Genomic DNA, 21792 nt, shown 5'->3' with positions numbered 1-21792 from the left:
TTTGTTCGATTTACTTCAATAAATGCGATACTTTCCACTTAGGGCCAGTAAACTAAAGAAGTACAGACAGTTATCATAATAACGACGTTGTCCAGTTCGCAAAGGTGTATCCCAAAACAAACGGACAAAATGCTCTGCCTCCGGGCCATCCGAAGCAAGCGAAGCCATAGCGTTGGTCGCCAAAAGGCCTACCGGATGCAGCGCCGGTTCGTCGAATGCCTGTCCCTCAATGGTATACCTCCGGTAATTGGAAACTTCGATATTCCTAAAAAAAGCTTGAATCTGGTTACATTGATCGACCTGCCAGCTGTCCTTTTGGAACCATGCCCAGTCCAAACCGATATTAGCCGCAACCCGGTAAGCATCACTGAAAAAATGACTGAAATCACCATGAGGCTGGGGTTCTGCCGGGGTGCCGTTAAAATTAGCATATTCGGGAGCGAGACCAGTTATAGGATTACATGTAGTGTGTAGATATGAGCGGCTGGCTTCCGCCGCTTCTCGCCAAAACATGTGGTCACCTGCATCAGCCCACAAAGCGAACAAATCATAGAAATGGGGGAGATGGTAAGATGGATCACTGAAGGTGGATTCCGGTACGAATTTAATCAGTTTCGTTTCCGCGTCCCACATTGAGTCACCAGCGCCTGTTTCAGTTTTATGTACACAAGCACGCAATATTATTCGAGCCTGCTCGGAATAATTATAAGGTGCCGGACCGTTCCCCCAACGTTTTGAGGCAAAAAACAAAGCCATGGCGAAAAACTCTTCCCCGTCCGGTGCGGGTCCTTGAGAAATTCTTGTACCGTCAGGCTTGCAGTGCCAAGCAAAGTAATCGGCATAACGGCCTTCTTTGTGCTGCATAAACGTCTTAGAGAAGTTCCATAAACGATCAAACTCATCTTTTTTATTCATTTGAACAGCCATCATCATCCCGTAGGACATTCCTTTAGACCTAACATCCAGATTACCTGTATCCAGAATATAGCTTTTATCCTCGTCCAGCGGATAGTAGATTCGTACGTTCGGATCTCCGTAAAACAAATCACTCCAAGTTTCTTCGAGTTTAGCGTTGATTTCATCTTCAGAAAAGCCGAGCTCTTTAAATAAATTGCGATATTTCCCCGTATAAAAAGCACCTTGTTGTGTTATTGGCATGATATTTCCCCTCCTATGCACTACAGCATGCACTCCATTTCAATAAAAACTAAGGATGGATGGTTTGAATGGTGCCATCATCGTTGTATTCCAGCTCCGTATATTTTACAGAACGCTTGTTGTCAGCACCACCAGATAAAGAACTATCATGATAAAATAAATACCATTTCTCTTTAAACTGAACAATAGAATGGTGTGTTGTCCAGCCCAGGACGGGTGTAAGTATTTTTCCTTGATATACAAAAGGCCCAAGCGGATCTTTACTGATAGCGTATACAATATTATGGGTAGTACCCGTGGAATAAGAAAGATAATAATAACCGTTATATTTATGAACCCAAGGACCTTCAAAATATCTTCTCTCTTCATCTCCAGCAAGAATCGGATTTCCGTTCGTATCGACGATGGATATTTCTCTAGGCTCACCTTCAAAGCTCAGCATGTCCTCGCTCAGCTCTGCTACGATAGGTCCTAGAGCAGGTGCCGTTTCAGCCGGTCCCTCGGCATCCGCAACAAATGAGCCGGTTTGCCATTTTTCAAGTTGACCGCCCCAAAGACCCCCAAAGTATATATATGATTTGCCACTATCATCAACGAAAACAGCGGGATCAATGCTATAACTGCCGGGAATGTAGTTCGGTTCAGGTGTAAAGGGTCCGGAAGGTGACGCTGAGGTTGCAACCCCAATTCGGAAAATATCGTCATGGTCTCGGGCTGGGAAAAACAAATAGTAGGTATTGTTTTTGTATGCTGCATCCGGAGCCCACATTTGCTGTTTAGCCCATGGGACATCCTTCACATGAAGCACTTCACCGTGGTCGATACAAGGGGAGCCATCTCCATCAATAGACAGAACATGGTAATCCTCCATATTATATTGGTCACCGTTGTCATTGGAGATCATATCGTGATCCAGGTCATGAGAGGGATAAATATAAATCTTGCCTTCAAATACATGAGCAGAAGGGTCCGCAGTATAAATATGAGTTACGAGAGGTTCATTGGGTTGCACTGGCTTTATCAAGTCATTTCCTCCTATAAAGTTAATCGCTTACAAAGTTAATGGTATAAGAACTTTAGGACTCTGTATATATAGCAACTATAGTTTATACCCCACAAAGTTTAGATGTTGCTTTCTTGACCTTGCAGACCCTTTTCCATTTATGCTGCCTCACAATATTTTCTCTAGATAATCTGGTACAATAGAAATCTCCAAACTTTGACCTTACAAATACGATGAGGTGAGATTAACATAAGGGAATATAAATCATAATTTTACACAAGAATGAATGTTAGAGCGAAAGACACCAAGTATTCTACATTATATTTTTAAAAAGATGAGGTCAGCTTAATGCAAAAAATTCAAAATTCCAGAATCTACTTTATAGGTATACATGTGCTTTTATTAATCTTATTGTTCACCTCTTTGTATGCTTATTCCCCCTGGATTCGCATTAAAGTAAAGGAAATTATCATGCCTGCGGATAAAGTATATACCATCGCTCACCGTGGTGCTTCAGGATATGCTCCTGAGAATACAATACCTGCATTCGAGCTAGCCATTGATATGAAGACCGATTATATCGAGTTAGACATTCAGTTAACAAAAGATCATGTTCCTGTTGTTATTCACGATGGGACCGTAAATCGTACCACGAATGCTAAAGGGTATGTAAAGGATTTTACTTTAGAGCAGATCTCAAAATTAGACGCGGGTTCATGGTTTAATGAACAATATCCCATGTTCGCTAGAGATAAATATGTAGATTTACGTATTCCGACACTAAAAGAGGTATTTGAAAGGTTCGGAAAAGAAGTGGACTATATGATTGAGATTAAAGATCCCACGTCGAATTCGAACATCGAGGCATTGTTAAACGAAGAAATCTTAAATTATGATCTGTCGGCTCATGTTGCTATTCATTCATTTAGTGAAGCGAGTTTGCGTAGATTCCATTCCATAAATCCAGCAGTCCCTCTTTATCAAATTGTATGGTATGATTTCCCTGTTTATAAAATATCAGAATCCTATGTGAATAGATTAAAAACTTATGCGGTAGGCATAAGTCCTAACTTTCAAAAAATAAATGCGGCATATGTCGCGCAGGCAAAAAATTCAGGGCTAAAGGTGTTTCCATATACTGTGAATTATCAAGTGAATATGGATAAAGCCGTAATTTGGGGTGTAGATGGTGTACATACAAATTTCCCTGACCGCTTTAGCGAAGTAATTAAGAATAATAAAAGGTAAAGGGATGTGAAATCACCCTTTTCTGGACATAAATAAAGCTGTCGAGACTTTCTCGACAGCCTAAGAACCTTTATACAAAGGTTCTTTTTTTACGGAAAAATCAATTATTTTTGTTTCGTCATACTAATGAAGTCTTTTCTCGTGAAATTGTAGATGAAGCTCCCGTACTTGTTCTGCAAGATCAGGTACAGGACCATCTACGAACGCATCGTGAATAACCTCTTGAATACTTAAATTACGGACGGGTGATGCTGCAATTCCCATATCATTTAACCACGCCGATAATTGCTTCGAGGAACTGGCATATACAATTCGTCCTAAATGAACCCACCCGTGTGCCGCTGCACACATAGGGCAATGTTCTCCGGAGGTATACACTGTTGCCTGCTTACGTTCTTCCAGTGTCATATTCTGAGCTGCCCAGCGGGCTAAAGCGAATTCGGGATGCTGAGTATGGTCACCGCTACCTACATGGTTGCGGTCTTCCGCCAGCACTTCGTCACTTGCTGATACAAGGACGGAACCAAAGGGTTCGTCCCCAGCTTCGAGTGCAAATTGGGCAAGTTCAATACAACGCTTAAGATGTTTGATATCCGTGTCGTTTATCATGATGGTAGAACCTCCTGAATTTTAATTTATAGATAAGTTTCATGAATAGTAGGCCTAAGCCTGTTTGTTCACCACATTCTTCTATGTTAGCATGTAAAGTATTCGATGAAAAATATAGCATGCAATATCAAGCTAGGGAGGATATATAAAAATGAAGCACCCATTTATATTGAACGCCGTATGGAACGGTGGCCGTAACAGTGACGGAACTATTGAAGCTGGACAGCTTAAGACTCAAATTTCCATTCCGAAGGAAATGGGAGGACCCGGAGTAGGAACGAATCCGGATGAGATGCTTTTGGGAGCAGCAGCAACCTGTTATCTCATTACACTTGCAGCAATGCTGGAGCGGGCAGGGCTTACGACTTCAGAGCTGACGTTAACCTCAGAGGCGACGGTCGATGTAACGAATAACATTTTTACATATGAAGCCATCAAACATTCACCCCTAATCACCCTTACCAAAGATGCGTCACAGGACGATATCGATAAAACCATCCGAATTGCCCATAAAGCAGAAGGCTCCTGCATGATCTCCAGAGCCGTTGCAGGAAACGTAGAAATCACGACAGAGCCAACGGTGCTGACTGCAAGCCTATAAAATTGAGTCCTAGGTAATCAGAGAGGAGACGTTAACTTTGAACGTTGAGTTATATAAGGATTTGATCAAGGATGAGCGCGGAAATTATTACGTGGCTGTACAAAAAGAGGGCAACGAGCTGACTTTGGTAAACGCAATGCTAGAGCGGTCTTACCAAGAGGTGTGGGAATTTAATGAAGCTTTCAAAAAGAAGTACGCGGAATACGAGCATCAGTTCATCGGCAAAATGATTATGGACAAGCTGCGGCACGATGTTGTTTTTGCCTCCAAAGAAGACGGCCATGGCCGAATGTATGATCTGGCTGCGGTGACAGTTGATTACAAGCTTATTTTTATCGATATGATCGAATTTTACCGAAACCCTCGAGTAGGACTTAATCATGACAAGAACATCCATTAAGCTTAGTGTATTAGATCTTGTACCTGTTTTTAATACGGTGGATGCTAGTATCGCATTGGGACAAGCAGTGAAGCTGGCTCAGACAGCAGAAAGACTGGGATATACTCGTTATTGGGTTGCTGAACATCATGATATGCCAGGATTAGCATGTACCTCTACGGAGGTGCTTTTATCGCATATTGGAGCGAAAACAGCACACATTCGCCTTGGCTCAGGCGCTTTATTGCTGCCACATTATAAGCCGCTAAAGGTGGTGGAAGCATTTCATTTGTTGGCCAGTTTGTACCCGGGACGCATCGACCTTGGATTAGGCAGAGCTCCCGGCGGTACTGCTGAAGTAAGTTTAGCACTGAGTGGCAATTTTCTCGAAAATGTTTGGAAAATGCCAGAACTGCTTAAAGGCGTCACTGAATTATTGCAGGGTAACTATTCCTATGAAAGACGTTCAATAACCGCCCGTCCGGTCCCTCCCGTATCTCCAGAGCTATGGCTGCTGGGTACAAACAAGAAAAGCGCGGCATATGCTGCCGAGTTTGGAGCAGGTTATGTGTTCGGCCAGTTCATGAGCGATGTAGCAGGGGAGGAGGTTTTGCAGGCTTACCGTGAAACCTTTACTCCTTCTTCACTTTCTCCTGAACCGCAGGCCATGGTTGCTGTTGGCGTCATTTGCGCCGAGACTGAGGAAGAGGCAGAGCGATTGGCCTCATCTGGTACGACATTATTCCAACAAGAAGGTTCTGCCGAAGCGAAGTCTGAGCCCTTGGAACGCAAGCTGCTGGTAGGTACTCCGGAAAGTGTTAAAGGTAAGTTGGAACGGTTATCTCTTTTGTATGGAGTTAATGAATTCATTATCGTTACCATGATTCCAGATTATGAGAAACGGTTACATTCGTTCGAGCTGCTTGCCCAAGCGTGCTGGAGTTCTTAATAAAGGAGGTCCATATGTATGAAGTCTCATACCTCTGATCAAATTAAAATCCCACCAGGATTTTGGGCTGGATTAAGTCAATTAGGAATAACTGCACAAGATGTAGCCAGCAAAGCAAATCTTCCACTTAGCCAGATCACAGAGTCAGAAGTCACCACCGCCCAATATTTCGCAGTCTGGCAGGCATATTCCGATCTCATTGGGGATACAGCCGAAGGAATCATTAAGCTTGCAACCGTCTTTGAAACTACACAATATCCGCCTACGGTCTTAGCAACATACCATGCTAAGGACTATCGCGATGCTCTTAAGCGAATGGTACGATACAAACAAATGTGCCCTCCTGAAAGCTTGCGTTTTACCGAAGAAGGCGAGCTATGTACAATCGAATTGGAATGGCAGCATCCCGGGCATTTTGGTCCACCGCTGCTGCTCGGCCTCACTTTGGTATTTCTTCTAGAGCTTGGGCGGCGAGGCACAGGTCTACCTTTGACAGCACAGCTTGTCGAGTTTTCACAGCCTATAGGAAATGTAAAGATTCTTGAAGCTTATTTCGGCTGCCGAATTCAGATAGGTGCTCAATATAATCGTTTGACGTTGCGTCGAAATGATTTGGATCGGCCTTTTATCTCGTACAACGAAGAGCTGCTGGAGATTCTGACTCCCGTTTTGGACCGGACGCTTGCTGAACAGAAGGGCACTCGCTCTATAACCGAGAGGGTCAAATGGATCATGAAACGCAGCTTCAGCGGAGGACGCCCTGACATTCAAGCTGTTGCGAAGGCATTAAGTATGAGTGACCGTACGTTGCAACGCAGGCTTACTGAAGAAAACACAAGCTTCAAGCAATTGCTGACACAAGCTAGACATGAGCAAGCACGAGAGTATCTGGCAGATCCATCGCTTGATATTAAAGAAGTAGCTTTCTTGATTGGATATGAAGACCAGAACTCGTTCTACCGTGCCTTCCGTCTTTGGGAAGGTGATACTCCTTCAAATTGGCGTACTGAACATTTAGGTTTAAACTCGGTACCCTCTTCATAAAGACAGTATTTTCAGAGATTTATCATTGGCGTGTTAAACAAGAACTTTGGCGCAATCCGCTAGTTACTGAACAACCCCGGTACGATAATATAATCCTAGCCGGCACACAGGACTGTTCTTAAAATGACAACTACTCAGCACGCCGTGATAAAAGGAGAAATGTAATATGGATATGGGATTAAATAATAAAACAGCTTTAATTACAGGATCAACAAAAGGTATTGGCAAAGCAATCGCCTTTGAACTTGCTAAAGAAGGAGTTAATGTACTGATTAATGGACGGAATTATGATCAGGTAGAACAAACTGTAAATGAAATAAAGTCAAATTTCCCGGCTACCTCTCCACAAAATGCTACAGCGGATATTGTGAATATTGAACAAAGAGAAGCCTTATTCGAAAAATACCCTAATATAGATATTTTAGTTAATAATATGGGTATCTATGAAATTATGAAATATGAGGACGTTGACGACGAAATATTCGAAAAATACTTCCGTACTAATGTCCTTGCTGCGAATGGATTAACAAAATTCTATTTACCTAAAATGTTACAAAAAGATTATGGCCGCATTCTCTTTATTGCTAGTGAAGAAGCCATTATGCCTTCAGGCCAAATGCCTCAATATGCAATGACCAAATCAATGTTATTATCATTGTCAAAAAGCTTATCTAAGTTAACGATAGGAACTGAAGTTACAGTCAATACAATTATGCCAGGACCAACACTTTCTGAAAATGTGCATCAAATTATCGATGGGATATACTCCAATGAAGATATGACTTTTTCAGAAAAAGAAAGAAAATTCATGACTACAAATCTTCCTCAATCTGAAATACAACGATTTATTAAACCTTTTGAAATAGGCAGACTAGCAGCATTTGTATGCAGTCCTTATGCCTCTGCATTTAAAGGTTCTCCAATTCGCATGGATGGGGGAATGGTGCCGACTATTTTTTAAGCTTACTCTAAAAGGATATAGATAACGATACAAAAAAGCCACTCCTTATGGAGCGGCTTTTTTGCTTGAAAAGTTATCATTGTCCTCTGGTATAACAAAGGATACCAAGGTGCCTTCTCCAGGCTTACTCTGGATCGAGAGACCTTGACCATATAATTGACTTAACCTCCGATGGGTGTTGGCCAGCCCGATGCCACCTTTGCCTTCCATCATTGGCTTCAGCAGTAAAGAGAGGGTCCCGGAATCCATACCTTGCCCATTATCCTCCACCTCAATCTTTACAGCGTTGTGCAGACGGATAATACGTATTTCAACAGTCCCACCCTGTTGGCGCTTAAGTATACCGTGCTTAACAGCATTTTCTACCAACGGTTGGATGGATAGAGGAGGAATTAGGATGTCAATATTCGGATCTACCTTCCAGACAACAGATATCCTTTCTGCAAATCGAGTCTGTTCAATATACAGATAAGATTCTACCAATTCCAGTTCATGGGAGAGGTTCACGAGCTCTCCGATATTTAAAAAGTCAAAACTGATTCTTAAAAAAGAAGTAAACGCACCAATGAGCTCCTGCATTTTTTTAGTATCCAAATCACTGAGTGCGGCAATAGAGTTCAATGTATTGAATAAAAAATGCGGTTGTATCTGTGCTTGTAGATAGGCTGCTTCTATCCGCACCCGTTCATTGAAGGATAGCTTCATCGCAGTTAAAGCCCGAATACGGTATTTAAGCTCCACTGCATCTACAGGTTTTGTGACATAATCATTGGCACCGGACAAAAATCCAGTATAAATATCCTCAGGCTGACTACGGGCAGTAAGCAGTAGAATCGGGAGCTCATATAAGGAGTAACGAGTACGAACCTTCTGTGTTAATTCGTATCCCGACATCTGTGGCATCATAACATCGCCAATAAGTAAGTCCCAGTTCCTTTTATCCAACAATTCCAATGCTTCATGGGCTGAGTTCACGGTAGTTATGATATAAGGTTCGGTTTCAAGAATACCCTTTAGTACATTCAGATTGACAGGATCATCATCTACCACCAGAATATTTACCTTCATCTCTGTAAAAAGCGGCGGAATTTTTTCAGAGTGATTACTTGGCTGGTGTTCGGAAATTCCCCACTCAGCCATCTGTCTATGAATCTCATCTGCCATATACGAAACTGTAGGTTCCGTCTGTCTTATTATCTGTTCGCTGTAAGAATCGGCAAGAGAGAGTGTGAAACTAAAAGTTGAACCTTTACCAAGCTCAGATTGAATGCTTAGGCTGCTCCCATGCAGTTCTACCAGCTGCCGGCATATGCTTAATCCCAGCCCAATTCCACGCCCGTCATTTATTCCGTGAGGGCCTTGCTCATAGGGTAGAAATATCCGTTCCATAGTCTCTTCAGTCATGCCTACTCCGGTATCTGTCACATAGATAAGAACCTGTCCGTCCTGTTCCTCAGCCTTAACAGCTACAAGTCCTGCTTCGGTGTATTTGAGCGCGTTGTGCACCAGATTTAATAAAACCTGCACCAGTCTTTTCTCGTCCGCAAGAACTGGCGGCATAGCTTCCGGGATATCCATAGATAGCTGGACTGGCTTACCTTCAATCATATATTGAAGCATACTAATCACACCGGGAACTACCGATTGAACCGAAATAGGTTCCTGTTGTAAAATAACACGATGCTCCTGAAGACGGACCACATCCAGTAGATCACCAAGCATATGAGACATACGGCGGCTGATTGTAATCAGCAGTTCCATATCTTGACGGCTACTTTCGTAAAGTCTGTCCTTTTCTTTTGTGACAATATTTTGCGCGATATTCATGATTCCGTGAAGCGGTGTACGCAGCTCATGTGAGGTATTAGCGAGAAACTGGTCCTTAAGTTTGTCTGCTTTTTTCAGCTGCTCATTTAGTTCCATGTTCTCTTTAGCATTTTGAAAATACTTTTTAAACCAATAAGCTGAGAAGCCCACGATGGCTGCGATAATATCCAAAGGATAATAGACAATTGAATAGTGTCCGTTACTATCCCACAAATTCCATAACAAATTAGAAACGATCGCCGCACCTGATAACAGCAGAAAAACAACATCTTTATCATCTTGCTTTTTGAACAATAAGCGCCCTAAGCTATAGAGCAACCAAATGAAGGGAATATACTGGAACACTTGAATGATTCCCAAATGAATGGATGTGCTGACTAAATAAGCAGGGACAATAAATATAAACAAGGTATAAAGGAAAAGACACCATGTGTAAGCACGTAACCACTTGTTGACTTTGGTACCTGAGGTGAATTTCCTGAAAACAAGCAGAATAAAAAGGTTTTGCCATAAGAAGGCGATCAAACGGATTTTTAAGGACCAAGTATAATTAATCGGCAGTAATGAAAGCACTAAGTTGTCATTTCGAGCTAAAAGGATTACAGCTACAGATAAGGTCATTAATCCTACAAGAAACAGAGCACGTTCTTTAGGATTAAATAAGTACAGAATACAGGCATAAAGCCCATGCAGTAGTAAGATAATTGCTGTAAGCATTTGAAATCCGACAGTGTAAAAGTATGTCCGGTCAATGAGTTCCTGAGAGCCAAAGAAAATAGGGCCTTTTATACCGCCCTTATAGGGGTGATCAAAGTTAGCTACGTGAATAAATACATCTATCACTGTGGTGTTTTTTGAAAAATAAGCTGCTGTATATGAGGTGGTTTTGGGTACATATGTATCGGCATCAAGAGCTATTACCCCATTATTGAGAATAGGAGTGCCGTTAATCTCCACACTGGAAGCGGAATAAATTTGTTTGATCCAGAAAGAGACAGGTTGCTGAAGCGGGTCTACCAAAATTCGCAAACGATACGTACCATAACCATAAGAAGAATTCTTATCGCTTCCCATAACATGGCTCCAATTTCCAGGAACTTGAAGCGAGTGGGATAGCTTTGGTAGAGTAGAAGTCTTCGAAGAAACGAATTGCGAAGGATAGAAGCTCCATTCACCATCCAGCCTGAATAAGTTAGCCTGCTCCAGATCCTGGCCGCGTAAATCCAGTACCCCATTGTTAATCACGGGTACAGTGTTGGAAACCTTAAATACACTCAACCAAATGCAGCGTAGGCCAAAGAGAATGCTTATAAAAAGTAGAATGATAGCTAATTTGTTTAGGATAGTTTTATTTTTCATGAGATCATTATAGCAAATAATTCTAATCTAGAATCTAAAATGAAGATTATTTACATAAGAAGGAGAAGTAATGAGCAACGGACACTGCGTGGGGCTAAGAGGAATGTTCTCCACATGGAAGATGCATGATGTATCTCCTTGAACATTTGCGTACTCGAATACACGAACACTCGAACACACGAACATACGAACACACGAATACACGAACACTCGAACACACGAACACTCGGATACTTGATTGGTGCTTCTCTGTTGGGCGTCTGGATTACCGGATGTGCTATTTGGCTGCTGGTTTGGCGTCTGTGATACCGGATGTGCGACTATGCTGCTTGTTGTGCGTATTGTATTCCCACACGCTCTCTTCACCATGAGCGATCGGACTCAGATGCAGCTATTCGGCTGAATTTTGACTTTTAAGAAGTGTTTCGGACCCCAGAGGCGTTATTTGTTCCAAACATGCGCGATATGAGGGCTTTTCGAGCCAATAGCGACTATAGAGTCCGATAGGTTCTCAAATGAGCCGAATTATGGTTAATAGCGACTATAGGGTCCGATACACTTCACTCCTGCTTCCAATATCATTTTTCATAAGCTAGGCTTCTCGTTTATTGTGTATGTGATTTTGAATACCCCGTTAGTACTAACCTTCAGTGTAATGACTGGAGGTTAACGGTGGATTCTCCTTAATCCTAAAGGGTATATTATTAGAAACTTCAATGCAGACAGGAGTGTAGATACGATGATTAAAGGTTTCGGAGGAATATTCTGGAGAACTAAAAATCTTGAAGCTACAAAAAAGTGGTACAGTGAGGTGTTGAAGCTTGACATTGAGAATTGGAATGGGACTGTGATAAAACCTCAAGTGGGAAATGAGACTATTTTTTCTTTCTTTACCGAGGATGACAGTTATTTTCCAATAGAACAACAAGTGATGTTAAATTTCCAAGTGTATGATCTAAATGAGACGATTAAGCATTTTGAACAGATTGGTGTACCTCTTGCAAAGAAAATAGAGATTAGTGAATTTGGAAAGTTTATTTGGATTGAAGACCCAGAAGGTCGACTGATCGAGCTTTGGGAGAAGTAAGGAGTTGCAGATTATTGCTATTGAGCTAACAGGTGCGTTTTTTTATAAAAGCTCAGTTCTACATCTAATTGTAAATGTATTAGGGAATAAAGTTGTCAAATCCGTGGGGAATATTTCTTCAAAGCTTTCAGCTCCCAGAAAGAACTTTAACTTCTATATTCTGGGGTGCGGCGCTTGCACTGCATCCACGGCCAACGAAATACTATTGTCAACCCAAATAGGGAGCATACCGTCGAGGTGTACTCCCTATTTCATTGAAGGAATTGGAAAATTAGTGCAACATTTCACCTATAACTTATGTCAATAAAGAAGTTATGTAATAAAATCATAAGAGTAGGTGGTAAATTGAAACTTCGTTTAATCACGTTAATATGTTTATTCACATTCGCATTCTTTATTGCAAATGGACAAGATGCTAAAGCTTTATCCTGTGTCGAGTTAGGAAGTCCCCAAGAAGCCCTAGAGGTCTACGGTGGAGCAATTTACGGTGAAGTAAAACAAATAAAGGTCGATTTGAAACAAGAAGGATTTACGGGGCCAAAAGAGAAAATCAGATATATATTAGTGGATGTTGAACGAAGTTGGAAAACTGAAGTTGACTCTCAAATTATTGTGAGAACAGACTACACTTGGGGTTTTGATTTTAAGGAAGGTAATAAATACTTAATATACATTAGTGAAGTGGATGGCGAATCAAGCAGTAGTCCATGCAGTTCAACAATTGAGATGAATAACCTTAACCAAGCAACAGAACTATTCGGTGAAGGACTTCGACCCAAACAGCAAGTACACCTAGAATACAAGATGTGGTTAATGTTTGAGCAGGATATTGATTTGTATATTGTAATTGCAATAGGACTAGTAGTGATTTCGGTCATTTACCTGAGAGCAAGAAGGAAAAAGGGCTAAGTGTAATTTTATTACACTAATGGTTAGGATAGTTCAATAAAATTAAGAATAAGATAGCTGAACTAATTACTATTCATTCAAAACATGTGAGGTGCGAATTGAATTTAGTAGAAACAATCATAAAAAGATTTAACCTTAATGTATTAAGTATAGATAATGTTCCTGAGTCCTTTAGTTCACAAGTATACAAGCTGAATCTTACTAATGGAGAAACGCTGTATGCGAAGATCCCTTATAACAGGGATAAACTATATCGCGAATATCGTATGCTTGAACTGTTGAGGGAGGTATTACCGGTTCCAAAGGTGTTAGACTTCTGGAGTGGGGATGACTTAATTTCTGGTGCATTACTTTTATCTGAGATTAAAGGTATACCATGTACAGGTGCTATTGACGATGAATTAGCATTTCAAATTGGAGTACTTCACGCAAAGCTGCATGAAGTTAAAATGCCGGGATATGGTGTGGAAGGATTAGACGGTTTTCAATTTTTCAATCAGAACAATTGGAGACTTTATATAAGAAATAGCTTTGAAAAATTTATAGAACCTTGCAAGGAAGTCCTTGAGAGAGGACTTTTCGAAAAATGTATTAATTACTTTGAGGGTGCTTTCTCAGTTTTACCTCCTCCTGATGGCCCGTGTGTTGTTCATATGGATTTTCGACAAGGTAATATACTAACAAATAATAATATGGTTGTTGGAATTATTGATTTTGAGAGTGCACGGGGTGGATCCTCTGAAATTGATTTCACAAAAATTAACCGATATGTTTGGGAAGTGAATCCTCAAAGTAGAATTTCGTATAAAGAGGGATATTCAACAATTCGTCCTCCAATGGATTTGGAAACAATACTACCCTTTTATGATTTTTACGATGCTTTTGGTGCTGTTGTCTGGTGTAAAAATAGAGGGATTGAAAAGAATAGGGCGTTCCTAAAGGAAAGTATTTCTGTATTGCAGAAATCCGTAGGTTGTTGAACTGACGGGAAACGATATTTAAAGACAGTTTATGACGAGGAGCTACCTCCATGATGGATAGCTTTATTACGTTAAAGGACATGATAGTGAATAAAGGATAGAATAATGGAAATGGCGAATATTAGATCGGCAGTATACTGTAAAATTATTATGATGCAATCATGAATACAATAGCTTATCGTGATATATGGATCACCAGAACTAATAATGAAAAAATCGAAAACCCAAAAAACGTAATGGAAGTGTGTTTATGGAAAATATATATAACAAATTACATACAGCGGAAATACTGAGCCGTATCGAGAATTTAAGTCCTAATTCAAACCCACAGTGGGGAAAAATGAATGTTTCTCAAATGTTGGCTCACTGTTCAGCATTTCAAGACATCGCAAATGGAAACTCCTTTCCTCCTAGAAGTTGGCTAGGAATATTAATAGGAGGGTTTGTGAAATCTATTTTTTACAATGACAAGCCAGTACCACATAATATGTCAACAATTCCGACCATACTTATTTTAGATGATAGAGATTTTGGAAAAGAAAAAGAAATACTGAAACAAAAGATTATAACTTTTCAAAGTAACGGTCCGGAGAATTGTTCATCCCATCCACATCCTTTTTTCGGAAAATTCACTCCGGAGCAATGGGGTAAAGGGATTTATAAACATCTAGACCATCATTTAAGACAATTTGGTGTTTAGTCTTTTTTCGCAGTGAATAATAATTGTTTAACGTCGCCAACTTACATATTTTTTATTGACATAAAATCCCTATTACTTTATATTGTATCTAATTACATTGCAATCAAATGCGACGAAGAGGACAAGTAAATCCGGATATGTCGATCAGAGAACTGCCGGTTGGTGCGAGGCAGAGGACACCCGAATCGAACAATCGCCTCAGAGCTGGCTCCCGAAATCATAGTAGGCGGGCCCGGGATTCTGCCGTTACAAAGAAGCATCGTTGTTGGACGATGGCAGCAGAGAGGGTGTATTCATAAATACACCAATCAGGGTGGTAACGCGGAATCTACTCCGTCCCTAATGGGACGGAGTTTTTTGCGTTCTTATAAATAAATAAGGAGGAGTAACAATGTTTCAAAAAATCAATGTCTCCGATCGAATACTTAGCCAGGATATATTTATTGCTGATGAGGTTCAATACAACCTGATTCACCTTATTTGCGAGTCGAAGAGTTCTACTTGCTTAAAAGATTCTGATGAAACAATGATTTATGCCTAGTCAACGGGACATAACGCATGGCTTTGGAGTTCTAAGGATATTGTCGAGGATAAGAAGGCCGTTCTCTACGAAGAACTTATAGAATTTCTTAAAGAGACTACATTACCGGGAGTATCTGGAGAACCAAAAACAACAGAACGTTTTGCACAGCTGTATTCTCAGGCAAATCATCTTCAATATGAGTCCACGATGACTATAGAATCTTATTTCTGTACAGATCCAAAGAAACCGTTGAACGTAAAGGGTACAATGCAACAAGCAACGAGAAAAAACCTGGCCATTGTAGCAGAGTTTTTGGCGGGTTTCTCAGAGGGGGCTTATGGGGTTAGGGTGAACCCAGAAGCTAAAATTCTAGATGCCAAGAGGATGATTGAGACAGGGGACTTGTATATATGGTTTGTAGACGATAAACCTGTATCGATGGCGTACATTGCACATAGGTCGGCAAGATATTCCAGATTAAATGCGGTATACACACCACCTTCTTGCCGGAAAAAGGGTTATGCAAGTGCACTAGTAGCAGAGTTATGTTCCGTTCTTTTATCGGAGAATTTAGTGCCCATGCTTTATGCTGATTTAAAGAATCCTGACTCGAATAAGGTTTATCGAAATATTGGTTTTGTGGAAAGCGGGAAGATTGTTGACATCAAGTTCAAATAGGCACAAAAGGGCTACCGCAAGGTAGTCCATTTTCTATGATCAATATGTTACTCGGCATTACTTTTATACAATTTCACATAGTTTGTAAGTTCAGCTATCGCGAAAAATTGCTTCATTAATTGAGAATTCAATTTTTGTAAGGCAAGCTGAAAGGATATCTCCACTTTTTTGTAGTTATGTGTTTCTATTTCATTCAAAAGCTGTTTCATATTCTCGATATAATAAACAGTTTTCCTTAAACTGCTGATAAGAATAATTTTTCTTAATTCCGTTAAAGTGAAGACTCTGTAGCCATTATCTTTGTTCCTATTCGAAGAGATTAGCCCTTCTTGTTCCCAATGCCGAATAGCTGATGGATTAACTCCTGCCATTTGTGCAACTTCACCAATCGTCATTGAATCTGATACAGTTAAATCTTTGTATTTAGATAAATCAACATCCCGAAACATGCGTAAGACTTCCTCTAACCTTTCTTTTTCCACTTGGGTATTATGTTGCTCTTGATTGATTGCCCAAAGAGCAGACTCCATCTGCTGGCCTTTTATCTTCCTCATCACATCGTACACAACCGGAATTTCATATCCCTGCAATAATGCCCGAATGGTAATAAAAGCTTGCACATGGATGGAAGTGTAACATCTGCGGTTGCTGGCGGTCCTTGGTACATCTGGAATTAAGCCTTGATCTTCGTATCTCCTTAAAGTAGTGGTACTCACATTTAATTGCTTAGCTATCAGTGTAGGTGTATATATCTCTTCCATAAACATCATCACCCCAAAACATTAAAGTTGAACCTTCAAGTGCTACAACAATATTAAATCGAATTTAGGTAGATATATCAAGGGAGGTAGAGGGATAAACCGAAAGATTGCATGAATGTTATATGATACTTTTATAGAACATAAAGGAGTGAGTTCATTGAAAAAGATAATACAATTAGCAAATCAATCAGAAATAGAAGTAGGTATGGCAGGACTTCCAGATTGCCCAACCCTCATGTTACCCATCGCTAAAAAATCTGTGTACAATCAGGAAGCAGAAAACTTAAAGCTGTGGGGAGTAGATCCCGAATTAGGTAAACATTTTGTTGAAGGATTAGCGGACACTTTTCAAGTGCTTTATTTCGATTATGAAGGTCATCTATTTCAATATCCAGAGGAAAATCTAACAGCAGATCATATTGTGAAGGATCTTCTCCACATTGCGGATGAAATGAATGTTACAAGCTTTAGTTACTACGGTTATTCCTGGCTTGCGTTGATTGGATTGCAAATGGCTATAAGAACAGATCGCTTGGAGAGTTTGGTAATGGGAGGTTTTCCACCCTATAATGGCCCCTATCAAGAAATGAGGGTTGTGACCCATAAAACACATACACAAGCTTTGAGTAACCAAAATGATCCTGTGGAAAGCCCAGCAGGACCGGAGAGTCCAAACGAAATGGATTGGGACAATATAAAGGTTACCATAGATACCCGTGTTACAGCACAATTTGTCACTCTATATCAGAGCCTTACAGCCTTTGATGATCGCAGTATTCAACATTTGCTTAGTCTCCCTAAACTAGCTTTTGCAGGTGGAAATGATAGGATCGTTTACGGTGAAAATTTCGGGAACGTTACCGTTGACATCGTCGGGTTGTTAAAAAGAAATAAGGAGACGCTGGCTGATTTAGGTTGGGATGTTGAAATCCTTACGGGAGCCGAGATGGACCATACAAAAGCTATGCAACCAGCAGTAGTCTTACCACTGATTAAGCCTTGGTTTATGAACGTGTTACTAAAAAATACTGGATTGTAATTGTGGCAGATACAAAAATCCAGTGAATAAGGTATCCCAAAAGAACAATACTTTTTAGGGTAAAATCTTTAATTTGAAGAGATTAAATAGTAAACGATCTATGATAAGATTTTCTATGAAATCGCTTACATTAATATATATGGAAGGAAGTGGTGTTGCGAATCTGCCCCAATAAGGAATTGCTTCGACTACTAGAAATACAGACAAGCAGTATGTAGGTATGTAGTGACAAAAAATTTCAGGAGGTAGATTATGTTTAAATTTAACAAGAAAATCGTGACTGTAATTATGGCAGCTACAATGAGTTTCAGCTTGTTTGCAGCAACCTCGAGTGCAGCGACAGACTATTGGCAAAATTGGACCGATGGTGGCGGGACAGTAAATGCTACTAATGGATCTGGTGGGAATTACAGTGTTACATGGTCAAATACTGGTAACTTTGTTGTTGGTAAAGGTTGGAATACTGGATCTCCATCTAGGACAATAAACTACAATGCAGGCGTCTGGGCACCATCCGGGAATGGGTATTTAACTCTTTATGGGTGGACGAGAAACTCCCTCATAGAATATTACGTCGTTGATAGCTGGGGCACTTATAGACCTACTGGAACCTATAAAGGTACCGTGACCAGTGATGGAGGCACATATGATATATATACGACTACGAGAACGAACGCCCCTTCTATTGATGGTACGGCAACCTTCACACAGTTTTGGAGTGTAAGACAATCCAAGCGAGCAACTGGAAGCAATGTTGCGATCACTTTTGCCAACCACGTTAATGCTTGGAAAAGTTACGGAATGAATCTGGGCAGCAGTTGGTCTTATCAGGTGTTAGCGACAGAAGGATATCAAAGTAGCGGGAGCTCAAACGTAACAGTATGGTAACTTGAGCATCGGACCAGCTCAGGCATCTCCAGCTTATTAAAATAACTATTAATCACTATCATTGCTAAGGTTGTCGGTCCACAGCCGGCAGCCTTAGATCATTCTAGATCATTCAACAATGATACTTAACTACATACCAGTGGTTGGAAAGGAGATATATCCATGAGAAAACTATTAATTTCTCTTTTAATAGTAGTTGTTATCAGCGCTTGTTCGCAAGAAAAGCCTGAACATAAGGATACTTATGTATTAGTCAAAGGCGGGACTTTCATTAACACAAATTCCAACTACAAAAGTACAACTATATCAAATTTCTATATCGGCCAATATGAAGTGACTCAGAAAGAGTGGGTTGAAATAATGGGAAGCAACCCTTCAGCATTCAAAGGCGACAACTTGCCAGTAGAAATGGTTAATTGGTATGACGTAATAGATTACTGTAATAAAAGAAGTATAAAAGAGGGGTTCAAACCCTATTACAATATAGATAAAAATAAAAAAGATCCGAATAATAAGAGTGATAACGATAATTTAAAATGGACAGTAACGCTCAATGCAGGAGCTAATGGTTACCGATTGCCTACTGAAGCAGAGTGGGAATATGCTGCAAGTGGAGGACAGTTGAGCAAAAGTTACACCTACAGTGGAAGCAATAAAGCAGATGAAGTAGCATGGTATTGGCAAAATGCTGGAGACAAATACTTATCAGGAGATTGGAACTGGCCGATCATAGAAAACAACCACAACAAAACAAAATCTATCGGTGGCAAAAAACCTAATGAGCTAGGTCTTTACGATATGTCAGGGAATGTAAGGGAATGGTGTTGGAACTGGTACGGAGATATAGATAGTAAGAGCGGTTCTTTCCGGGTTGTAAAGGGTGGCGGGTGGATCGGCGGTATCAGCAACAACGAGATTTCTTTTCGGGGAAAGTTCGAAGCGAATGGTATGGGTCCTGATCAAGGTTTTCGAGTAATTCGTGGTGAGTAGAGGGGAACAAGACATACCAAGTATAATCGGAAAAAGCTGAAAAGGGTTTGATTAATAAACAAGCTTTGCGCTCGAATATAACCAAACCCCAATATGTATGTTTGCTATATTTCTTCGATCATTTGGATTAGTTTTGACAAAGCACTAGAAAAAACCGCGTTCCGGCGATACACAAACCATACCTGCAAATCTCGATATCCTTCAGGCAGACGGTGGGAAGTAATTACTCCCGCCTCTTCAGCCTTGGAAATCGAAGATTGGGGCAGCATAGACACGCCGAGTCCAGCGGTAACCCCACTTAGAATTACATCTAACGTTCCGTATTCCATAATCTTATAAGAGCTCATCCCGCTTTCATTTAGGAAACTCTCAGCTTTGGCGCGATGTGTACATCCAACGTCGAAAAACAACATTGGCTTTGTAAGCAATTCGCGCATATCGCTCTTACCTGGTTGTGAGATAAGCACCAGCTCCTCTTCGAAAGCAACAACATGTTCTATATCAGGCTGGTCAATGGGCCCATAAACAAAGGCTCCATCTAGTTGGTAATCAAGCACCTTTTGTAAGAGTTTATGCGTTTCTCCCGTTATAAGCGATAGATTAACCTCGGGATATCGTAAGTGATATTCGGTTAGCAGAGGCGTTAGATGAGTAGCCGCTGTTGTTTCGATGGAACCTAAACGGAGCGGACCAGCAGGGTGCTCAGAGTATTGTGTGGTTATCACAGCCTCGTCCATTAGTAATAATATTTTGTCTGTATATACCAGTAAGTTCTCACCTGCCGGCGTTAACGTCATCCCTCGATTGGATCGACGAAATAGGGGGATTTTCAGCTGAGCTTCTAGATACTGAATCCGGTTCGTCACATTTGATTGGACATAATTCAAGACTTGAGCAGCCTTCGTTATGCTACCCTCGCGAGCAACCGCTTGAAATATTCTCAAATCTCCACTTTCCATTTCCTTTGCACCTTCTTGGTATGATGATTTATGATAGTCACCTTCAGTTTTGATCATTTTACTGGATTACACCCACTATGTAAAATTTATTATAGATTCATTAATAACAACTTGAGGAAGGGGCTTAGATGATGAAAGCCATTATACATGCTGGAGAAGGTGGCCTGAAGGGCTTGAACTATAAAGAGATTATGGATAAAAGACCGGGGATTGGAGAAGTGAAGGTTAGGTTAAAGGCTGCAGGGCTAAACCACAGGGACTTGTTTATCATGGATGCCAGAACAAAACAGGATGTTCCTTTGATTATTGGTTCTGATGGTGCGGGGAGAATTGAAGCAATAGGTGAAGGTGTGCTTGATCATAATGTAGGTGAAGATGTCATCATTAATCCGTGCATCGGATGGGAACATACCGATAATGTTTCAAACGTTCCAGCTATTGTAGGGGGACCTTCAGAAGGCACATTCGCTGAGTCAATCATCATTCCTGCGCAAAATGCCATCAGCAAGCCAGCTTACCTGTCATGGGAAGAAGCCGGCGTGCTGCCCTTATCTGCCTTAACAGCCTATCGGGCGCTATTCACTAGAGGCCGCTTAAAGAAAGGTGAACATGTTCTTATACCTGGTATTGGTGGTGGGGTTGCGACTTATGCCATGATGATGGCTTCAGCGGTGGGTGCACGTATCAGTGTCACTTCACGCAGTGAAACGAAAAGACAAGCTGCACTCGCTCATGGAGCTGATCATGCGTTTGACAGTCATAGCAACTGGAAGGAAAGCATGAAAGGAGACACCGTTCATCTCATCCTCGACAGCATTGGGCCTGCGACGTTCCCACATTACTTTGATATTATTAAACCCAATGGACGTATTGTTACGTTTGGTGCAAGCTCAGGAGATCGAATCGAAATCCCGACGCGAGCCATATTTTTCCCGCAAATTAGTATCATAGGTAGTTCAATGGGAAGTAGTGAAGAGTTTGCGGATATGCTTCAGTTTATGGAACACCATTCGATTCGACCTATCATTGATCGAGTGTATCCTTTACAAGACACAGTTCAAGCCTTTCACCGAATGCAGCAGGGAGAACAATTTGGTAATATCGCGATAAGAATAGAATGAGCGGAGTCCCTTATAACTG

At 40.9% G+C, this 21792-nt stretch carries 22 protein-coding genes and 1 other annotated feature; of the genes, 16 read left to right on the top strand and 6 right to left on the bottom strand.

Annotated elements, in window-relative coordinates; all coding sequences use genetic code 11:
• Positions 1 to 15: 15 nt before the first annotated feature.
• Positions 16 to 1158: a glycosyl hydrolase family 8 gene (locus MHI15_RS22070; protein ID WP_341164879.1), complete on the bottom strand. Its 1143-nt coding sequence runs from the start codon at positions 1156 to 1158 to the stop codon at positions 16 to 18.
• Between the two features lie 49 nt (positions 1159 to 1207).
• A complete protein-coding gene (locus MHI15_RS22065) occupies positions 1208 to 2182 on the bottom strand; it encodes a glycoside hydrolase family 43 protein (RefSeq protein WP_312148516.1) in 975 nt (324 codons plus the stop codon).
• A gap of 327 nt (positions 2183 to 2509) precedes the next feature.
• Here MHI15_RS22065 and MHI15_RS22060 point away from each other — a divergent pair, with 327 nt between their 5' ends.
• The gene (locus MHI15_RS22060) at positions 2510 to 3409 is read left to right on the top strand and encodes a glycerophosphodiester phosphodiesterase (RefSeq protein WP_052097044.1); all 900 of its coding nucleotides are present in this window, start codon (positions 2510 to 2512) and stop codon (positions 3407 to 3409) included.
• A gap of 123 nt (positions 3410 to 3532) precedes the next feature.
• On the opposite strand, the gene MHI15_RS22055 is transcribed toward MHI15_RS22060, so the two are convergent.
• The gene (locus MHI15_RS22055) at positions 3533 to 4018 is read right to left on the bottom strand and encodes a nucleoside deaminase (protein ID WP_076278476.1); all 486 of its coding nucleotides are present in this window, start codon (positions 4016 to 4018) and stop codon (positions 3533 to 3535) included.
• A gap of 151 nt (positions 4019 to 4169) precedes the next feature.
• On the opposite strand from MHI15_RS22055, the gene MHI15_RS22050 reads away from it, so the two are divergent.
• The 5 genes from MHI15_RS22050 (at position 4170) to MHI15_RS22030 (ending at position 7952) form a co-directional block, all read left to right on the top strand.
• Positions 4170 to 4619 carry an OsmC family protein gene (locus tag MHI15_RS22050; protein WP_038571065.1) on the top strand — a complete coding sequence of 150 codons (450 nt, stop codon included), beginning with the start codon at positions 4170 to 4172 and terminating at the stop codon, positions 4617 to 4619.
• A gap of 37 nt (positions 4620 to 4656) precedes the next feature.
• The gene (locus MHI15_RS22045; RefSeq protein WP_076303749.1) at positions 4657 to 5019 is read left to right on the top strand and encodes a hypothetical protein; all 363 of its coding nucleotides are present in this window, start codon (positions 4657 to 4659) and stop codon (positions 5017 to 5019) included.
• Positions 5000 to 5947, top strand: coding sequence for an LLM class flavin-dependent oxidoreductase (locus MHI15_RS22040; protein ID WP_341164878.1), 948 nt, complete (start codon positions 5000 to 5002; stop codon positions 5945 to 5947). The genes MHI15_RS22045 and MHI15_RS22040 overlap by 20 nt, the downstream gene beginning before the upstream one ends.
• Positions 5948 to 5965: 18 nt before the next feature.
• Positions 5966 to 6991: an AraC family transcriptional regulator gene (locus MHI15_RS22035; RefSeq protein ID WP_341164877.1), complete on the top strand. Its 1026-nt coding sequence runs from the start codon at positions 5966 to 5968 to the stop codon at positions 6989 to 6991.
• 166 nt (positions 6992 to 7157) lie between these two features.
• Entirely contained in the window at positions 7158 to 7952 is a 795-nt protein-coding gene (locus MHI15_RS22030; RefSeq protein ID WP_076125594.1) for an SDR family NAD(P)-dependent oxidoreductase, read from the top strand.
• A gap of 45 nt (positions 7953 to 7997) precedes the next feature.
• Here MHI15_RS22030 and MHI15_RS22025 read toward each other — a convergent pair whose 3' ends face one another.
• A complete protein-coding gene (locus tag MHI15_RS22025; protein ID WP_341164876.1) occupies positions 7998 to 11138 on the bottom strand; it encodes an ATP-binding response regulator in 3141 nt (1046 codons plus the stop codon).
• Between the two features lie 739 nt (positions 11139 to 11877).
• On the opposite strand from MHI15_RS22025, the gene MHI15_RS22020 reads away from it, so the two are divergent.
• From MHI15_RS22020 to MHI15_RS21995, 6 genes are all read left to right on the top strand, one after another.
• The gene (locus tag MHI15_RS22020; RefSeq protein WP_076190357.1) at positions 11878 to 12225 is read left to right on the top strand and encodes a VOC family protein; all 348 of its coding nucleotides are present in this window, start codon (positions 11878 to 11880) and stop codon (positions 12223 to 12225) included.
• A gap of 297 nt (positions 12226 to 12522) precedes the next feature.
• On the top strand, positions 12523 to 13134 hold the full coding sequence (locus MHI15_RS22015; protein ID WP_076184613.1) for a hypothetical protein: 612 nt from the start codon (positions 12523 to 12525) through the stop codon (positions 13132 to 13134).
• Positions 13135 to 13232: 98 nt separating this feature from the next.
• Positions 13233 to 14114: a phosphotransferase family protein gene (locus MHI15_RS22010; protein ID WP_341164875.1), complete on the top strand. Its 882-nt coding sequence runs from the start codon at positions 13233 to 13235 to the stop codon at positions 14112 to 14114.
• 250 nt (positions 14115 to 14364) lie between these two features.
• Complete coding sequence (locus tag MHI15_RS22005; protein ID WP_076125859.1) at positions 14365 to 14814, top strand: DUF1569 domain-containing protein; 450 nt, start codon at positions 14365 to 14367, stop codon at positions 14812 to 14814.
• Positions 14815 to 14917: 103 nt separating this feature from the next.
• Positions 14918 to 15158 (top strand) — a binding site (T-box leader).
• Positions 15159 to 15205: 47 nt separating this feature from the next.
• Positions 15206 to 15355, top strand: coding sequence for a hypothetical protein (locus tag MHI15_RS22000; RefSeq protein ID WP_341164874.1), 150 nt, complete (start codon positions 15206 to 15208; stop codon positions 15353 to 15355).
• 189 nt (positions 15356 to 15544) lie between these two features.
• A complete protein-coding gene (locus tag MHI15_RS21995) occupies positions 15545 to 16015 on the top strand; it encodes a GNAT family N-acetyltransferase (RefSeq protein ID WP_341164873.1) in 471 nt (156 codons plus the stop codon).
• 47 nt (positions 16016 to 16062) lie between these two features.
• Here the strand turns inward: MHI15_RS21995 and MHI15_RS21990 are convergent, their stop codons facing one another.
• The gene (locus MHI15_RS21990) at positions 16063 to 16776 is read right to left on the bottom strand and encodes a MerR family DNA-binding transcriptional regulator (protein WP_076125585.1); all 714 of its coding nucleotides are present in this window, start codon (positions 16774 to 16776) and stop codon (positions 16063 to 16065) included.
• Positions 16777 to 16933: 157 nt separating this feature from the next.
• On the opposite strand from MHI15_RS21990, the gene MHI15_RS21985 reads away from it, so the two are divergent.
• From MHI15_RS21985 to MHI15_RS21975, 3 genes are all read left to right on the top strand, one after another.
• A complete protein-coding gene (locus MHI15_RS21985; protein WP_341164872.1) occupies positions 16934 to 17815 on the top strand; it encodes an alpha/beta fold hydrolase in 882 nt (293 codons plus the stop codon).
• A 252-nt stretch (positions 17816 to 18067) separates the two neighbouring features.
• Positions 18068 to 18703 (top strand): glycoside hydrolase family 11 protein, encoded by a 636-nt coding sequence (locus tag MHI15_RS21980; RefSeq protein ID WP_076190353.1) that lies wholly within the window; start codon positions 18068 to 18070, stop codon positions 18701 to 18703.
• 162 nt (positions 18704 to 18865) lie between these two features.
• Positions 18866 to 19693 (top strand): formylglycine-generating enzyme family protein, encoded by an 828-nt coding sequence (locus MHI15_RS21975; RefSeq protein ID WP_076125583.1) that lies wholly within the window; start codon positions 18866 to 18868, stop codon positions 19691 to 19693.
• A gap of 104 nt (positions 19694 to 19797) precedes the next feature.
• Here MHI15_RS21975 and MHI15_RS21970 read toward each other — a convergent pair whose 3' ends face one another.
• Complete coding sequence (locus MHI15_RS21970) at positions 19798 to 20652, bottom strand: LysR family transcriptional regulator (RefSeq protein WP_076278547.1); 855 nt, start codon at positions 20650 to 20652, stop codon at positions 19798 to 19800.
• A gap of 131 nt (positions 20653 to 20783) precedes the next feature.
• Between MHI15_RS21970 and MHI15_RS21965 the strand changes: the two genes are divergently transcribed.
• Positions 20784 to 21773: a zinc-binding dehydrogenase gene (locus MHI15_RS21965; protein ID WP_076307893.1), complete on the top strand. Its 990-nt coding sequence runs from the start codon at positions 20784 to 20786 to the stop codon at positions 21771 to 21773.
• Positions 21774 to 21792 lie beyond the last annotated feature (19 nt).

It is taken from the genome of Paenibacillus sp. FSL H7-0918 (genome assembly GCF_038007025.1).
Lineage (GTDB): Bacteria > Bacillota > Bacilli > Paenibacillales > Paenibacillaceae > Paenibacillus_AQ > Paenibacillus_AQ odorifer.
This window is presented reverse-complemented; position numbering and strand designations above follow the sequence as displayed.

Coding starts and splice junctions, on each gene's coding strand:
- MHI15_RS22070 (WP_341164879.1), bottom strand. CDS start 1,158: ATGCCAATAACACAACAAGGTGCTTTTTATACGGGGAAATATCGCAAT.
- MHI15_RS22060 (WP_052097044.1), top strand. CDS start 2,510: ATGCAAAAAATTCAAAATTCCAGAATCTACTTTATAGGTATACATGTG.
- MHI15_RS22055 (WP_076278476.1), bottom strand. CDS start 4,018: ATGATAAACGACACGGATATCAAACATCTTAAGCGTTGTATTGAACTT.
- MHI15_RS22050 (WP_038571065.1), top strand. CDS start 4,170: ATGAAGCACCCATTTATATTGAACGCCGTATGGAACGGTGGCCGTAAC.
- MHI15_RS22040 (WP_341164878.1), top strand. CDS start 5,000: ATGACAAGAACATCCATTAAGCTTAGTGTATTAGATCTTGTACCTGTT.
- MHI15_RS22035 (WP_341164877.1), top strand. CDS start 5,966: ATGAAGTCTCATACCTCTGATCAAATTAAAATCCCACCAGGATTTTGG.
- MHI15_RS22030 (WP_076125594.1), top strand. CDS start 7,158: ATGGATATGGGATTAAATAATAAAACAGCTTTAATTACAGGATCAACA.
- MHI15_RS22025 (WP_341164876.1), bottom strand. CDS start 11,138: ATGAAAAATAAAACTATCCTAAACAAATTAGCTATCATTCTACTTTTT.
- MHI15_RS22020 (WP_076190357.1), top strand. CDS start 11,878: ATGATTAAAGGTTTCGGAGGAATATTCTGGAGAACTAAAAATCTTGAA.
- MHI15_RS22015 (WP_076184613.1), top strand. CDS start 12,523: ATGTCAATAAAGAAGTTATGTAATAAAATCATAAGAGTAGGTGGTAAA.
- MHI15_RS22005 (WP_076125859.1), top strand. CDS start 14,365: ATGGAAAATATATATAACAAATTACATACAGCGGAAATACTGAGCCGT.
- MHI15_RS22000 (WP_341164874.1), top strand. CDS start 15,206: ATGTTTCAAAAAATCAATGTCTCCGATCGAATACTTAGCCAGGATATA.
- MHI15_RS21995 (WP_341164873.1), top strand. CDS start 15,545: ATGACTATAGAATCTTATTTCTGTACAGATCCAAAGAAACCGTTGAAC.
- MHI15_RS21990 (WP_076125585.1), bottom strand. CDS start 16,776: ATGGAAGAGATATATACACCTACACTGATAGCTAAGCAATTAAATGTG.
- MHI15_RS21980 (WP_076190353.1), top strand. CDS start 18,068: ATGTTTAAATTTAACAAGAAAATCGTGACTGTAATTATGGCAGCTACA.
- MHI15_RS21975 (WP_076125583.1), top strand. CDS start 18,866: ATGAGAAAACTATTAATTTCTCTTTTAATAGTAGTTGTTATCAGCGCT.
- MHI15_RS21970 (WP_076278547.1), bottom strand. CDS start 20,652: ATGGAAAGTGGAGATTTGAGAATATTTCAAGCGGTTGCTCGCGAGGGT.
- MHI15_RS21965 (WP_076307893.1), top strand. CDS start 20,784: ATGAAAGCCATTATACATGCTGGAGAAGGTGGCCTGAAGGGCTTGAAC.